Source organism: Methylophaga sp. OBS4, from assembly GCF_026319305.1.
In the GTDB taxonomy this organism is placed as follows: Bacteria; Pseudomonadota; Gammaproteobacteria; order Nitrosococcales; family Methylophagaceae; genus Methylophaga.
This window is the reverse complement of sequence record NZ_JAPDMV010000002.1, coordinates 81,192-95,229: the sequence shown is the minus strand read 5'-3', so window position 1 is coordinate 95,229 and position 14,038 is coordinate 81,192. Positions and strand designations below refer to the sequence as shown.

The 14,038-nt window shown below is 51.4% G+C and carries 14 protein-coding genes; 11 read left to right on the top strand and 3 right to left on the bottom strand.

Annotation, left to right across the window (positions count from 1 at the left end; genetic code table 11):
* Window position 1: 1 nt before the first annotated feature.
* The 5 genes from pstA to OMP95_RS00980 all read left to right on the top strand — a co-directional run bounded on the left by pstA (window position 2) and on the right by OMP95_RS00980 (window position 5,840).
* Window positions 2-1,675: a phosphate ABC transporter permease PstA gene (gene pstA / locus OMP95_RS01000; RefSeq protein WP_266324987.1), complete on the top strand. Its 1,674-nt coding sequence runs from the start codon at window positions 2-4 to the stop codon at window positions 1,673-1,675.
* A 2-nt stretch (window positions 1,676-1,677) separates the two neighbouring features.
* Window positions 1,678-2,520 carry a phosphate ABC transporter ATP-binding protein PstB gene (pstB, locus tag OMP95_RS00995; RefSeq protein ID WP_323135100.1) on the top strand — a complete coding sequence of 281 codons (843 nt, stop codon included), beginning with the start codon at window positions 1,678-1,680 and terminating at the stop codon, window positions 2,518-2,520.
* 24 nt (window positions 2,521-2,544) lie between these two features.
* A complete protein-coding gene (phoU, locus tag OMP95_RS00990; RefSeq protein WP_266324985.1) occupies window positions 2,545-3,267 on the top strand; it encodes a phosphate signaling complex protein PhoU in 723 nt (240 codons plus the stop codon).
* Window positions 3,268-3,666: 399 nt separating this feature from the next.
* Window positions 3,667-5,172, top strand: coding sequence for an exopolyphosphatase (gene ppx, locus OMP95_RS00985; RefSeq protein WP_266324983.1), 1,506 nt, complete (start codon window positions 3,667-3,669; stop codon window positions 5,170-5,172).
* Between the two features lie 89 nt (window positions 5,173-5,261).
* On the top strand, window positions 5,262-5,840 hold the full coding sequence (locus OMP95_RS00980) for a hypothetical protein (RefSeq protein WP_266324981.1): 579 nt from the start codon (window positions 5,262-5,264) through the stop codon (window positions 5,838-5,840).
* 25 nt (window positions 5,841-5,865) lie between these two features.
* Here the strand turns inward: OMP95_RS00980 and OMP95_RS00975 are convergent, their stop codons facing one another.
* Complete coding sequence (locus OMP95_RS00975; RefSeq protein ID WP_266324979.1) at window positions 5,866-7,926, bottom strand: TonB-dependent receptor; 2,061 nt, start codon at window positions 7,924-7,926, stop codon at window positions 5,866-5,868.
* A 150-nt stretch (window positions 7,927-8,076) separates the two neighbouring features.
* Here OMP95_RS00975 and OMP95_RS00970 point away from each other — a divergent pair, with 150 nt between their 5' ends.
* Both OMP95_RS00970 and OMP95_RS00965 read left to right on the top strand, forming a co-directional pair.
* Window positions 8,077-8,817: a sulfite exporter TauE/SafE family protein gene (locus tag OMP95_RS00970; RefSeq protein WP_266324977.1), complete on the top strand. Its 741-nt coding sequence runs from the start codon at window positions 8,077-8,079 to the stop codon at window positions 8,815-8,817.
* A 1-nt stretch (window position 8,818) separates the two neighbouring features.
* On the top strand, window positions 8,819-9,760 hold the full coding sequence (locus OMP95_RS00965; protein WP_266324975.1) for a sigma 54-interacting transcriptional regulator: 942 nt from the start codon (window positions 8,819-8,821) through the stop codon (window positions 9,758-9,760).
* Window positions 9,761-9,770: 10 nt separating this feature from the next.
* On the opposite strand, the gene OMP95_RS00960 is transcribed toward OMP95_RS00965, so the two are convergent.
* Window positions 9,771-10,271 carry a helix-turn-helix transcriptional regulator gene (locus OMP95_RS00960; RefSeq protein WP_266324973.1) on the bottom strand — a complete coding sequence of 167 codons (501 nt, stop codon included), beginning with the start codon at window positions 10,269-10,271 and terminating at the stop codon, window positions 9,771-9,773.
* A gap of 133 nt (window positions 10,272-10,404) precedes the next feature.
* Between OMP95_RS00960 and OMP95_RS00955 the strand changes: the two genes are divergently transcribed.
* The 4 genes from OMP95_RS00955 (at window position 10,405) to OMP95_RS00940 (ending at window position 13,341) form a co-directional block, all read left to right on the top strand.
* Window positions 10,405-11,040, top strand: a complete 636-nt coding sequence (locus tag OMP95_RS00955) for a cytochrome b/b6 domain-containing protein (RefSeq protein ID WP_266324971.1) — start codon at window positions 10,405-10,407, stop codon at window positions 11,038-11,040.
* 219 nt (window positions 11,041-11,259) lie between these two features.
* Window positions 11,260-12,111: a thymidylate synthase gene (locus tag OMP95_RS00950; RefSeq protein ID WP_266324969.1), complete on the top strand. Its 852-nt coding sequence runs from the start codon at window positions 11,260-11,262 to the stop codon at window positions 12,109-12,111.
* A 32-nt stretch (window positions 12,112-12,143) separates the two neighbouring features.
* On the top strand, window positions 12,144-12,572 hold the full coding sequence (locus OMP95_RS00945; protein WP_266324967.1) for a bacteriohemerythrin: 429 nt from the start codon (window positions 12,144-12,146) through the stop codon (window positions 12,570-12,572).
* Between the two features lie 16 nt (window positions 12,573-12,588).
* Window positions 12,589-13,341, top strand: coding sequence for a cytochrome b/b6 domain-containing protein (locus OMP95_RS00940; RefSeq protein ID WP_266324965.1), 753 nt, complete (start codon window positions 12,589-12,591; stop codon window positions 13,339-13,341).
* A gap of 11 nt (window positions 13,342-13,352) precedes the next feature.
* Here OMP95_RS00940 and radC read toward each other — a convergent pair whose 3' ends face one another.
* Window positions 13,353-14,027, bottom strand: coding sequence for a RadC family protein (radC, locus tag OMP95_RS00935; protein ID WP_266324963.1), 675 nt, complete (start codon window positions 14,025-14,027; stop codon window positions 13,353-13,355).
* Between the last annotated feature and the right edge of the window lie 11 nt (window positions 14,028-14,038).

The window sequence follows — 14,038 nt, the reverse complement described above, 5'->3', positions numbered from 1 at the left end:
GATGACACAAAGCTCTTCAATCAAATCCTGGTTCGACAGCGGTAAACCCTGGGTCTGGCTCAATGCCGGTGCCGTCAGTATCAGTCTGGTGATGGTCGTTGGTCTGTTACTCTTGATCGCGGTGCGGGGCCTGAGCCACTTCTGGCCCGCCGATATTATGGAACTGACTTATCTCGAACCCGGCCAGGAAGCGGTGACACTGGTGGGCGAAAAGGTGGACCATGAAACGGTTTTAGCTCCGCGGCTGGCAGCTTCAGGTGTGATACTGCCGGAGGGACAGCTCAGTGGCGGCCGTTCACTGATCAAAATCGGCAACCGGGATTATTTTGGTCTTGATTTCCGCTGGATCAACGATCCGTGGATTGGAGAGATCCGTTATCCCGAAGGTTTGATGGCGATTGAACGGCGTGAATGGGGCAATTTTTACGGTTACCTGGTCAACGTCAAACAACAGGGTGATCCGGTTGCCGACGGTGATAATGCCTGGGATGAGTTTCAGGCCAGACTGCAACGCAGCAATGATCTGGTTGCCGAAATAAAAAACATTGAAAAAACGGAGATCGGCAAGATCAACCATGGGCTGGAACAACTGCGCCTGGCGGAGCGTCGTCTGCAGCTGGACAATATTGCCAAAGGCACGTTGCCTTATCAGGAAATTGACGAAGAACGTAAACTGTTTGATGCCCGTTATGCCGAACTGCGCAAGCAGCTTGACGAACTATACAAAGCGCTGAGCCGGGATCAGGTCACGGTCAGAATTGCGGATGGCCGTGAGGTGAATTTGCCGTTGGCTAAAATCGTGCAGGTATACAAACCTAACGCGATGAGCACGGCTGATAAACTGGGCCAGTATTTCCACGAGGTGTGGAATTTTGTATCCGGTGAACCGCGCGAAGCCAATACCGAGGGCGGGATCTTCCCGGCTATTTTCGGCACCGTCATGATGGTCATGATTATGTCGATTCTGGTGACGCCGTTCGGTGTGGTCGCCGCGGTTTATCTGAAGGAATATGCGACACAGGGTCCGATTATCCGGCTGATTCGCATTGCGGTAAACAATCTGGCGGGGGTGCCATCGATTGTTTACGGCGTATTCGGTCTGGGCTTTTTTGTTTATTTTGTCGGCGGCAATATTGATGAAATCTTTTTCCAGGCTAAATTACCGGCGCCGACCTTTGGTTCGCCAGGCTTGTTATGGGCTTCATTAACGCTGGCGATTTTGACGGTGCCCGTGGTGATTGTGGCGACTGAAGAAGGTTTGTCCCGTATTCCACGCGCGATTCGGGAGGGAAGCCTGGCGCTGGGCGCCACCAAGGCGGAAACCCTGTGGCGCACTGTGCTGCCGATGGCGGCGCCAGCCATGATGACCGGCTTGATCCTGGCTGTCGCCCGCGCCGCCGGTGAGGTGGCACCGTTGATGATGGTCGGTGTGGTGAAACTGGCGCCGACGCTGGCGGTCGATAATATTGCGCCGTATCTGCATCTGGACCGTCAATTTATGCATCTGGGTTTCCACATCTACGATGTCGGTTTCCAGAGCCCGAACGTTGAAGCAGCACGACCACTGGTGTATGCCACCGCATTCCTGCTGGTGTTGATTATTGTGGTGCTCAATCTGGCAGCGATTGGTATCCGTAATCGTCTGCGTGAAACCTATAAAGCAAGCGAGAGTTAACAATGGAAGCAGTCAATGAACAAAAAAATGTGGCGCGCGGTATCGACATCAAGTCCATGCAGCGCGGGCCGCGTGTCAACTTTGAAGATGAAACCATTTGTCTGCAGGTGAAAGATTTCAATCTGTATTATGGCCAGAAACAGGCGTTGCATAAAATCAATATGAGCATCCCGCAAAACCGGGTGACCGCCTTTATCGGCCCCAGTGGCTGTGGTAAATCGACATTGCTGCGCTGTTTCAACCGTATGAATGATTTGATCGATTCAGTACGAATGGAAGGCGAACTTTTGCTGGATGGCAACAACCTGAACGCACCCTCAGTCAATGTCGCCGATTTGCGCCGCCAGGTAGGCATGGTGTTCCAGAAACCGAACCCGTTCCCGAAATCGATTTACGAGAATGTCGCTTATGGCCTGCGCTTGCAGGGGGTCAACGATCGCGCCACGCTGGACAAGGTGGTGGAAAAGTCGCTGAAAGGCGCGGCGTTATGGGACGAAGTCAAAGATCGCCTGCAAGAATCGGCAATGGGCATGTCAGGCGGTCAGCAACAGCGCCTGGTGATTGCACGTGCCATTGCGATTGAACCGGAGGTATTGTTGCTGGATGAACCGGCTTCGGCGCTGGATCCGCTGTCGACGCTGAAAATCGAAGAGCTGATCTACGAATTGAAAGAAAAATACACCATTGTGATTGTCACCCACAATATGCAGCAAGCGGCGCGTGTTTCTGATTACACCGCGTTTATGTATATGGGTGAGCTGATTGAATTCGGTGCCACGGACGAGTTGTTTACCAACCCGGCCAAGAAACAAACAGAAGACTACATTACCGGTCGTTACGGTTAACACTGCCGATCGAGGAGAACATAAATGGTAACTAATAATTCACAGCATATTTCACAGCAATTTGAGAATGAGTTGCAGGAGATTCGCTCGCGCGTTCTGGCGATGGGGGGGCTGGTTGAGCAGCAGGTTGCTAACGCGATGGATGCCCTGATGACCGGCGATGCCGAAATGGCGCGTGCTGTCATTGCCTTTGATGACGAAGTGAATGCGCTCGAACTCAGTATTGATGAGGAATGTATCCAGATCATTGCCTTACGCCAGCCAACGGCGGGCGACCTTCGGCTGGTTTCGGGTATTTTGAAAACCATTACTGATCTGGAACGCATTGGCGATGAATCAGTGCGTATTGCCCGTATGGCCATCAATCTGTCTGAAAAAGACCGGCCCAAGCGTAACTATCGCGAGTTGCAGAATTTAGGTACTCATGTCCGCGGCATGTTGCGTGACGCGCTGGATGCGTTTGCCCGTTTTGATGTCGATATGGCCTTACGGGTAGCTAAAGAAGATCGTAATGTTGATGCTGAATACGAGGGTATCCTGCGTCAGCTGATGACCTACATGATGGAAGATAGCCGTGCGGTGACCCGCGTTATTGACATGATGTGGTCTGCACGCGCGCTGGAACGCATTGGCGATCATGCCCACAATGTCTGCGAGCACATTATCTATCTGGTCGAAGGCAAGGACGTGCGTCACCTGAGCATCGAAAAGGCGGAGAAAATCATTAAAGGCGAACCTATCGATTAATTTTAAGTTTCTCTTTTGCAAAGCTTGGCCCGCGTTTGTTCAGAGCGCGGGCTTTTTTTTGCCGACGACAATGATTAATGATTGTTCACCCACGCCAGGCTAAGGCAGAAGGAACGAAAAAATGACGATGGCTTTGTACTTAAACTCATAAAGTATGACTATTTCAGCGGGAATTCAAAAGCCCCTCAGCAAGGCGCTTGCTTGCAGGTTTAGTCATTCCAAATCAAAAGTAAGGAACACAGCAGAGGGGCTTTTGAAACCCACCCTTCGGGCGAGTGCCAGCGGTTCTATGACCGCGATACATCATTTTGACGTAGCCCGCTATGCCTGCAATGATGTGCCTTGTCCTGGAACCGCTGGCGCTCGCTGAAATAGTCATAATTTATGAGTTTAAGTACTATGCAAAATCAAAATAATCACGACGTACTGGCGGCAGTGGATTTAGGTTCCAACAGCTTTCATATGATTATCGCCCGCCTGCGCGACGGCCATTTTCAAGTTGTCGACAGACTGCGGGAAATGGTGCAGTTACGGGCGGGTCTCGATAAACATCATTATCTGTCTCTGGAAGCGCAACAGCGCGCGCTTGCTTGTCTGGAACGTTTTGGCGAGCGGATTCGGGACTTGCCTTATGGCAGTGTCCGTGTGGTTGGCACCAACACCTTGCGCATCGCACACAACAGCGGCCGTTTTCTACGCCAGGCGCGTCTGGCGCTGGGGCATCCGATTGAAATTGTGACCGGTGAGGAAGAAGCCCGGCTGATTTATCTGGGTGTGGCACATGCGCTGGCTTTTGATAACTCACGCAGATTGGTGATAGACATAGGTGGCGGCAGCACCGAGTTCATTATCGGCGAAGGTTTCAAGGGCATAATGCGTGAAAGCCTGGAAATGGGGTGTGTCAGTTTTTCTCAGCGCTATTTTGAAGACGGTATGACCAGCGCCAGTCAGATGCAGAGCGCCATGTTGGCCGCCGCCAGACGGATCCGGGCAATTCAGCGGCCCTATCGCAACATGGGTTGGCAGGAGGCGGTCGGGGCTTCCGGCACTATTCGTTGTGTCGCGAATATTTGCAAGGAACATGGCTGGTCGGATGACGGGATTATTACCAGCGATGCGCTGCAAAAGATGGTCAAATACCTGAGCGATGCCGGCAGTATTGAAGCCGCGCAACTGCAAGGGCTGAGTGAAGAGCGCAGCCAAGTCATCGCCGGTGGTGTGTGTGTGCTGGCAGCGGCATTTGACCGGCTCGGTATCGACCGCATGGTGGTGTCTGATGGCGCGTTGCGGGAAGGTTTATTATACGACTTGCTGGGGCGGATCCAGCATGATGATGAACGTGACCGGACTGTGGAAGCGCTGGCAAGGCGGTATCAGATCGATGAAGCGCATGCCGAGCGCGTGAGTGTGATGGCAACACAATTATTCGAGCAAGTGGCGCGTGATTGGGAGCTGGATAATGATGAATATCTGCACCGGTTGCAATGGGCCTGCAAACTGCATGAAATGGGACTGGCTATTGCCCATCATCAATTTCATAAACATTCGGCTTATTTGGTGGCGCATTCCGATCTGCCCGGCTTTTCCCGGGAGGAACAACATGCTTTGTCGGTGATGGTGCGAGGCCAGCGGCGCTCGTTTCCCAGAAAACATATCAAAAAACTACCAGATGAATTGCAACTGAGCACCCAGAGACTGACCGTCTTACTACGACTGGCCATGGTGTTTAACCGCGGGCGCTCGGAACGGGCTGATACTTATATCAAGCTACAGGTCGCGGGCAAAAAACTGACTTTAACGTTGCCTGGTGGCTGGTTGACAGAGCATCCGTTGACAGAAGCCGATCTGGCACAGGAAATTGAACAGTTAGCAAAAGTTGATATCAGGCTCAAAGTGCAGAGCTGAACTCCATCAATAACAGACAGTCCCATAATCAAGGACACATCTTAAAATTAGAGTTTTAAGATGTGTCCTGAAAGCGGACGGAGGCTTTGATGACGCGACTGATTTTGCTGATATTTCTGCTGGGCAGCAGTTTACCGCTGCTGGCGGAAAGCAGTGCCTTGGCGCTGCTCGCCGCCAATGGTGATCGTTTCAGTATACAAAGGCTGGATAGCGGTGAAGTCTGGGCTTCTTTTTTTATCAGTGATCAGATGATCGCCAGTTTTGCCAGTCATGAACTGATTGTGTTGCAGATTGATCAGCACAAACCGGTAAAACTGGAGCAAGGGTTTCGATCCTGTGGCGCACCTGCTCTGCCGCCACAACAAATTAGCTACCAGTTTGAACAGGACACAGCCGACAGCGCATGGATCTTTGAAGGAACAAGCCGGCCACAACAGCCTGTGCTGAAACTGTTGGGCTGGGATCATGCCTCTTACGACAAAATTAATGCAGACAGGCGTGCCGAGGTGGTGGATTTTCCGTTGAGCCGGGATCATGCGCTAGTGTCGCAGCTTGGTGTCGCCAAACAGATAAGTTTTCGTTATGCCACTGACCGCGGCGAACAGCGCGAAGCCTTATTTTCACTCGAACCCCATCAGCAGGTGATACAGCAGATCCTGATGCCATAAAGCAGCTTCTTGTTCCGTTTTAGTATTACCAGTCCAGATTCAAACTGATATAAACACTGCGGCCCAGCCCCGGCAGACGGTCGCCGACAGCGATATCGGCATTGCCGCTGACCCGGTTGTAACCGGCCAGATGATCCTGATAAAAACGATCAAACAGGTTGTTAATACCGGCATTGACGGTCAGTCTGTCGCTGACTGCATATTGCGCGGCAAGGTTGAACAGAGCATATGCGCCGGTTTGCTGTTCATCATTTTCTGCCGACACTTGATTCTGCGCAGCCACGGTCACGGCTTCAACGCCGGCACGCCAGTCCGGCCTGATATAGCTGAGCATGGTGCGTGCGGTCAGCGGCGCAATACGATACAGGTTGTCACTGGTATCACGGCGTTTGCCGCGTACATAACTGATGGTGCCATCCAGCTGCCAGTTATCGGTCAATGCCAATAACCAGTTGGTGTCGATACCATATAATCTGGCATCGACATTGCTGAACTGCAACGGTGTGCCGGCCGTCGGGTTCATATTGTTACTGACCATATTGACGGTGGTATCGGCGCTGCTCACACCCTGGATATAGTCATTGATGTGGTGGTAAAACACGCGGGGAGAGAAGGCGGCTTTTGAGGTATGCCAGTCCAGCCCCAGTTCAAGCTGATAGGCGGTTTCCGGATCCAGCTCGATATTACCGACATAGTTTTTGCCGTCAGCCAGCCCTGAAGTGGATTGCAAAGGCAGCCACAAATAACGTTCCTGGTAACTCGGTGCCCGCTGTTTACGCGCTAGGCCGATCTCCAAATCCAGCGCTGACGTCAATGTGCGGGTAAATTTGACGACAATATCGGCCAGATTATCCTGCTGGCTGCGATCGGCGCTGTTGAAACGATCGCGCAAGCTCGCGATGGGCGCCATCATCATTGCCATACTGCTGTCCACTTGGCCGGCATCGGTTTCAATCCGGCTCAGACGCAGGCCGGATTCAAGCTGCCAGTCATCGTTCAGGGCGCCGTTCCATTCGGCAAACGCACTGAACCTGTCGCGTTCCACATTATTGAAATTCTGAGTCCGAAACATGGTGTTGGTCGGGTCAAAAATGTCAGCGTTGTGCTCTGTTGTATCACCTTCAATACCGACCTGCCAACCGGACTGGCTGTAATCGATCCGGTAACCCTGAGCGATTACATCGCTGTCAGTGTGGCGCTGCAACATGCCGGCAGGGCGCAGGCTGTAGTTATCCATACGATGATCAGCGTCCTGATAATGTACTTTAGCGCGCAGTTTGCCGCCATTTTCCAGCGATTGGCTCAGTTGCGCTTTCAGGTTCTCTCCACGGGCCCAGATAATATCCATGGGTAACGCCGGGGTGCCGGTACGGCCGGTATCATGATGGTCGAGTTCCAGCTCCAGTTCAGTCCCCTTTTGCTTGAAACCGTAAGCCAGACCCACGGTGTCGCGCTCATGTTCTGATGGCAGGATCTTGCCACCGTCAAACTCCAGATCGTTACCACGGTCCAGGCTTGCGCTCAATTGCAGGCGGTGATGCTGGTCGGCTATGCTGCCGGTAACACTGCCAAACCGGGTATCGCCGTTACTGGCATAACCACTGCTGAGGTTGCCGTGAATTTCGGCTTCATCCCCGCTGGCAAATGCCGCTTTTTTCGATTCAGCCATAATCGTGCCGCCGATGGTTTCAATGCCGCTGCTCACCGGCGCTATGCCACGATATAAAGTGATATTGCCGACACGGGAAGCGGGCAGATAGCTCAGCGGAGAATCCATCCGGTTGGGACCGGCCTGACTGATTCGTACACCGTCGATGAGAACATTGACCCGGTCACCGAACAAACCGCGATATTGAACAATGCTGGTTAAGGGACCGTTTTGATTGATATTGGCACCGGGCAGCTTTTTGACCATTTCACCACTGTCGGGCGAGCTGACCGCAGTTTCAGGTAAGGCATAGGGGGTCATTTCACCCGCTGTTCCGGCAACAGACATGGTCGGTAGCTCGACATGGTCAGCCAGAGCTGTTGTGGGTAAGCTGGCGGTAATAAGTAAGCTCAGGGGTAAAAAGGCAAATCTGTCCATTGTGTCCTCCGGTTAGCTGGAGCTGGCAGTTTAATGACTGTGGCGGTTTGAAAAATGCGTTTTTTGCTTTAGCTATGTGTGAAATCACACAGCCGTACTGCCTGGGCGCGTGTTAACCTGCGTTTATTTGCCAGAACTGAAGGTTAAAACATGGCCGCCATAACCAGCTCCTACATCACGGCTTTTTTGCTGGGTTTGTTCAGTACCGCGCACTGTATCGCCATGTGTGGTTCGGTGATCGGCGCTTTGACATTGAGTCTGCCGGCCGATGTGCGCGAGAGCCAGCGTCGTATGTTGCCGTTTGTGTTTAATTACAACATCGGGCGCATTCTCAGTTACAGCATGGCGGGTGCTGTTGTGGGGTTGCTCAGTTTTCCGTTGACCAATCTGAATGCGCATTGGCTGCTGCGAATTTTGTCGGTAGTGGTGATGATTTCAATGGGCTTGTATCTGGCGGGCTGGTTCCCCAAGTTTGCCCGTGCCGAACGCCTGGGCGCTCCTATCTGGCGCTGGCTGCAACCTGTCGGTCAGAAACTGCTGCCGGTACGTTCCTATACTCAAGCTTTCCTGCTGGGCATTATCTGGGGCTGGTTGCCTTGTGGCCTGGTCTATGCCGCGCTGGCGGTCGCCGCTACGGCAGGGGATCCCCTGCATGGGGCATTAGTCATGCTGTCATTCGGAGCGGGAACGCTGCCCGCGGTGATGGGTGCAGGCCTGTTTACCGGAATGCTGGCATCAATAGCGCGGGCCAAACATTTGCGTCAAATTGCGGGCGTGCTGATTATTCTGATGGCATTGGCCACCTTGTTATGGCCGTTGGATCAGAGCCATGAGCATCAGCATGGAACCGAGGCCGGATCGCAGCTGAGTGATTCAGAGCAGGGAGAGTGATATGAAGCAGATTAAAGGTCAACAGCCCCTGGGACAGTCCCCGCAAATTACTCATATTTTGCGCACGCTGCCGATGATTGCTCTCAGTGATGCCAGCGTTTTAATCAGCGGTGAAACCGGCACCGGTAAGGAGTTGATAGCACTGACGCTGCATGAGCAGAGCCGCCGCCGGGACAATGTGCTGGTGACGATTAACTGCGCGGCGTTGCCGACCGAAGATGTCGAGTTGGATTTATTTGGCCGCTGTGATGCGGATGGCAATATCACTTTCCGCGGACGCCTGCTGGCCGCAACAGGAGGTACGGTATTTCTGGATGAAGTTGATGCGCTGCCGTTATCAGTGCAGGCAAAAGTGCTGCGGTTTCTGGAAGCCGGTGAATGTCAGTTGCAGGGCAGTCATCGCCTTCATGTTGCTGATGTGCGTATTCTGGCGGCCACCAGCGCCGACTTGCCGGCAGAGGTGAAAGCGGGCCGGTTCCGGGCGGATTTGTTTTACCGCTTGCAGGTGGTGCCTATCAGCCTGCCGCCTTTGCGGGAACGCCGTGAGGATATTTCATTATTACTGAAGCATTTCGGCCATGAGTTTGCGGCTGGGAATGCAGTGGTGCGTTATTCAAAAGAAGCCGAACATTGCCTGCTGAGCTATGCCTGGCCGGGCAATGTGCGTGAGCTTGAGAATTTTTGTCAGCACATGGCGTTGCTGCATGCCGGACAATTATTGCAGGTGGCGGATCTACCGACCGAAATGCGACCGGAGGTCGCGGCCAGCCAGCATCAGTTCAAGCTGCCGGCAACCGGGGTTGATTTAGCCCAGGTCGAGCTGGATTTGATTGAGCAGGCATTGGAAATGGCAGCCGGAAACCGTTCCCGTGCCGCACGTCTGCTGGGGATCAGCCGTGATACTTTGCTTTATCGTATGCAGAAGTATTCCTTGTCGCCATAAGCAACAGATCCTAGTTTAAGAAATCCTCAAAAAACCAAGCCGAGAAAGCGTGCCGGCCTGAAATGCCGGACTTTTTATAAATCTCAGAGGCTTGCTGACGAACGGTTTTTTCTCTGGTTTGTCGCAGGGCAGCAATTTCATTAAAACTGAGGCCCTTAAGCAATAATAATGCGATTTCCTGCTCACTCTGGCTCAGATGCCATTCATTGAACTGCTGTTGAATGACCTGACTGTACTGCTTTCTGGCTTGGTAAATACGGGAATTCGACTCAGTCATTTGTTGATTGATGGTGGCGAGATCTTGCTGCAACTGTTGTAAATGTCCTGACTGTTGTTTGAGATTAAAGATTAGGTAGCTGATAAGTCCCAGAGCCAGGCAGATGATCAAACCTTCTTCAACGATATGCCACAGTGGCTGACCGGAGGAAAAATCTTCGATCATATCGATTACGTTGAAGATGATGACGACCAACATGATGGTGATAATAAAAACAGGTTTCGCTTTCAGCACATCAGCTCCCGCAGTCAATAAAAACGGCGTGGTACATATGCCGGAATATCCTGATTATAGGACAGATATACGATGCGCGCAGTGCTGTGAATCAGTAAATTAAAGCTCGACCCGATTAAAAGGAGAGCTTGTTATGCAAGAGCCAAATATCTCTGCCAAGCCGGTTTGGGACATTGCAGTCCGCTTGTTCCACTGGGCTCTGGTTATTAGTTTTACAACCGCTTATTTAACAGGTGATGAAGAAAGTTCGCTTCATACTTATGCCGGTTATATGGTGCTCGGATTAATTGTTTTTAGATTGATTTGGGGATTTATCGGTACTCAACATGCCCGTTTTAAAGATTTCATTTATAGCCCCGCACGAGTGAAAGCTTATGCAAAAAGTATGCTGTCAGGGCGGGTAGAACATGTCGATGGTCATAATCCTCTCGGCGGAATAATGGTTGTTGCCTTGCTCATCAGTCTGGCATTGACTTCGATAACGGGTCTGAAAGTATATGGTCTGGAAGGGCATGGCCCGCTCGCTCAGCAGGAGTCCGGCTTTTTTATCAGCACGGCACAAGCCTCTGTTCCGGGAAAACACAGTGGTGGTGCTAAGGAGAATGAAGCGGCAGAAGATCTATGGGAAGATATTCATGAGTTTTTCGCTAATTTCACTGTCTTTCTGATCGTATTGCATATCGCGGGTGTCGTGGTGTCCAGTCGGTTGGAAAAACAGAATCTGGTCAAAGCGATGATTACCGGACGTAAACCCTCATCCTTCACCTGAACAATCAAACTGATACTTCAAGGTTTCGCCCCTATCAGCGAAGTCGTCCACAGCTTCCTGAAAATCCTCCTGGCAGGGGGGACACAAAAACCGGCTTTAAGCCGGTTTTTGTGTTTATGGCCTGTCCGTGGCGAGTGCCCAATTGGCTGTTTGCCCAACTTGTCGGCAGTGTTAAAGTGCTCCTTATTGGAAAGGCATTACAACTGATGGTGGAGCAAGATGAGACAGTATCTGGATTTATGTCAAAGAATCATAGATGAAGGTGAGTGGGTAGAGAATAAGCGCACTGGCAAGCGCTGCCTGACTGTGATTAATGCGGATCTGGAATACAATGTTGCTGATAATCAGTTTCCGCTGATCACTACCCGTAAAAGTTACTGGAAAGCAGCGATTGCCGAAATGCTGGGTTATCTGCGCGGTTATGACAATGCGGCGGATTTTCGTGCAATTGGTTGTAAAACCTGGGATGCCAACGCCAATGAAAATGCAGACTGGCTGAATAATCCGCACCGTAAGGGTGAGGATGATATGGGGCGGGTTTACGGCGTGCAGGGGCGGCGCTGGCAAAAAGCCGATGGCAGTCAGCTGGATCAGTTACAGAAAATTGTTAATAACTTATCGCAAGGTATCGATGACCGTGGCGAAATCCTGACTTTTTATAATCCCGGTGAATTCGACAGGGGCTGTCTGCGGCCCTGCATGCATACCCATACTTTTTCCCTTCTGGGAGACACGCTGTATCTGACTTCCTACCAACGTTCCTGCGATGTGCCGCTGGGGCTTAACTTTAATCAGGTTCAAGTGTTCTTTTTGCTCAAACTGATGGCACAGATCTGCGGCTTGAAACCCGGCAGGGCGTACCACAAGATCGTTAATGCACATATTTACGAAGATCAGCTGGCTTTGATGCGTGATGTGCAGCTCAAACGCGAGCCTTACCCGTCACCGTCACTGATGATCAACCCGGATATTAAAACACTTAAGGATATTGAAACCTGGGTTTCGCTGGAAGACTTCAAGGTGGAGGGGTATCAAAGCCATGAACCGATTGCCTATCCGTTTTCCGTATAAGTGCTTAACCGTCATTCAGAATAGGATATTCGATGAGTAAACCACTCTATATAGTCTGGCAGGATGCTTTCATGCAAGGCGAGCCAATCATTGACGAGCAACATCGCGGCGTTCTGGCAACGATAAATTCATTGCATTATTTCCTGCAACAGGGACAAGGGCTTGAAGCCTTGATGCCGACAGTTAAGATTCTGGTAAGTTATTTGCTGTTTCATTTCAAAACAGAGGAAGGCATTTTAACGGCGGCAGAGTATCCTCGTATGGCGGAATATAATCGTTATGCGAAAGAAACGGTCGATGAGTTTAAACATATCTGCCAACAGTCGGCAAAGTATAAAGAACCGGAACAGGTGTTGATATTTTTGAAGGACTGGTGGCATCGGCATCTGCAGATGCATGAGCATATAACACCTTATCTGCATAACTGGAGCGGCGAATACTGCCGGGTTGATCAACATTGAAATGAGGTGGCGGCTTATGAAACAACCGATCGAAGATAAAAAAGGGCTGACAGAGTATCGGGTGTGGGATCGTTCAATCAGAGTGTTTCATTGGCTGAATGTCGCCTGCTTACTGGGGCTGATAGCCATTGGTCTGGTGATTCTTAACAGTAAAGCGCTGGGTGTCAGCGATGACGGCAAAATCCTGTTGAAAACCTGGCATGTCTATATCGGCTATCTGTTTGCGTTGAATCTCGCCTGGCGCATTATCTGGGGATTTATCGGCAGTCGTTATGTACGCTGGCGGGCCATATTGCCAATGGGGTCTGCCTATCGGGAACAACGCGCTAAGTTTGTAGCTGGGTTGAAAAATGGCAGACCGGCTGGTTTTCTCGGCCATAACCCGCTGGCACGCTGGATGGTGACCTTGCTATTATTGTTGCTGTCGCTGCAGGCGATAACCGGGCTGGTGCTAGCTGGAACTGATGTTTATATGCCACCGTTTGGCAACAGCTTTAAAGCCTGGGTGGCAGAGAGTCCGGAAACTGTTGAGTTGGTCAGGCCTTATTCAGATGAAGGTGTGAATAAAGCCGCTTATCAGGATATGCGTGATTTCAGAAAACCTTTCATCACCGTGCATTATTATGTGTTTTTTATTTTGCTGGCGGCGATAGCTTTGCATCTGCTCGGGGTATTGGTGACAGAATTGCGTGAGCGTAATGGGCTGGTGTCGGCGATGCTGACCGGCAGAAAAGTATTTAAAAACAAACCGATCGATTTGGACGATTAATTAGATGTACCCTACAGTTGTCCCTGCTGTGCCAGTGAAACGGTGTCGGCATCGCCAATGATGATGTGATCCAGCACGCGGATATCGACCAGTTCTAGCGCTGATTTAATGCGGCGGGTAATCTGAATATCGGCCTGACTGGGTTCGGCAATGCCGGAAGGATGATTATGGGCCAGGATCACGGCAGCGGCATTGTGATGCAAAGCCTGTTTGACCAGTTCCCGGGGATAGACGCTGGCACCATCAATCGTGCCTCTGAACAGTTCCTCGAAGGCCAAAAGTCGATGCTGATTATCCAGATACAGACAGGCAAACACTTCGTAGGGGTAAGGCCGCAGTCTATGCTTGAGATAGCGGCGCGTAGTGTCACAGTCATTAAATGCATCGCCTTTGGACAGCGTGGATTCCAGATGCCTGCGGCCCATTTCCAGCACAGCCTGGAGTTGTACAAACTTGGCTGTGCCCAGACCATGACCTGAGCAAAAAGTAGCTTGGTCGGCTTCCAGCAACGCACGCAGACTTCCGAATTGGTTCAACAGTTGTCGGGCCAGATCCACCGCCGATAAGCCGGTGACACCGGTACGCAGAAAAATTGCCAGCAACTCGGCATCAGACAGAGCCGAAGCACCGGTATGCAACAGTTTCTCACGTGGTCGTTCATCGGCAGGCCAGTCCTTGATTGCCATGATTCACATCC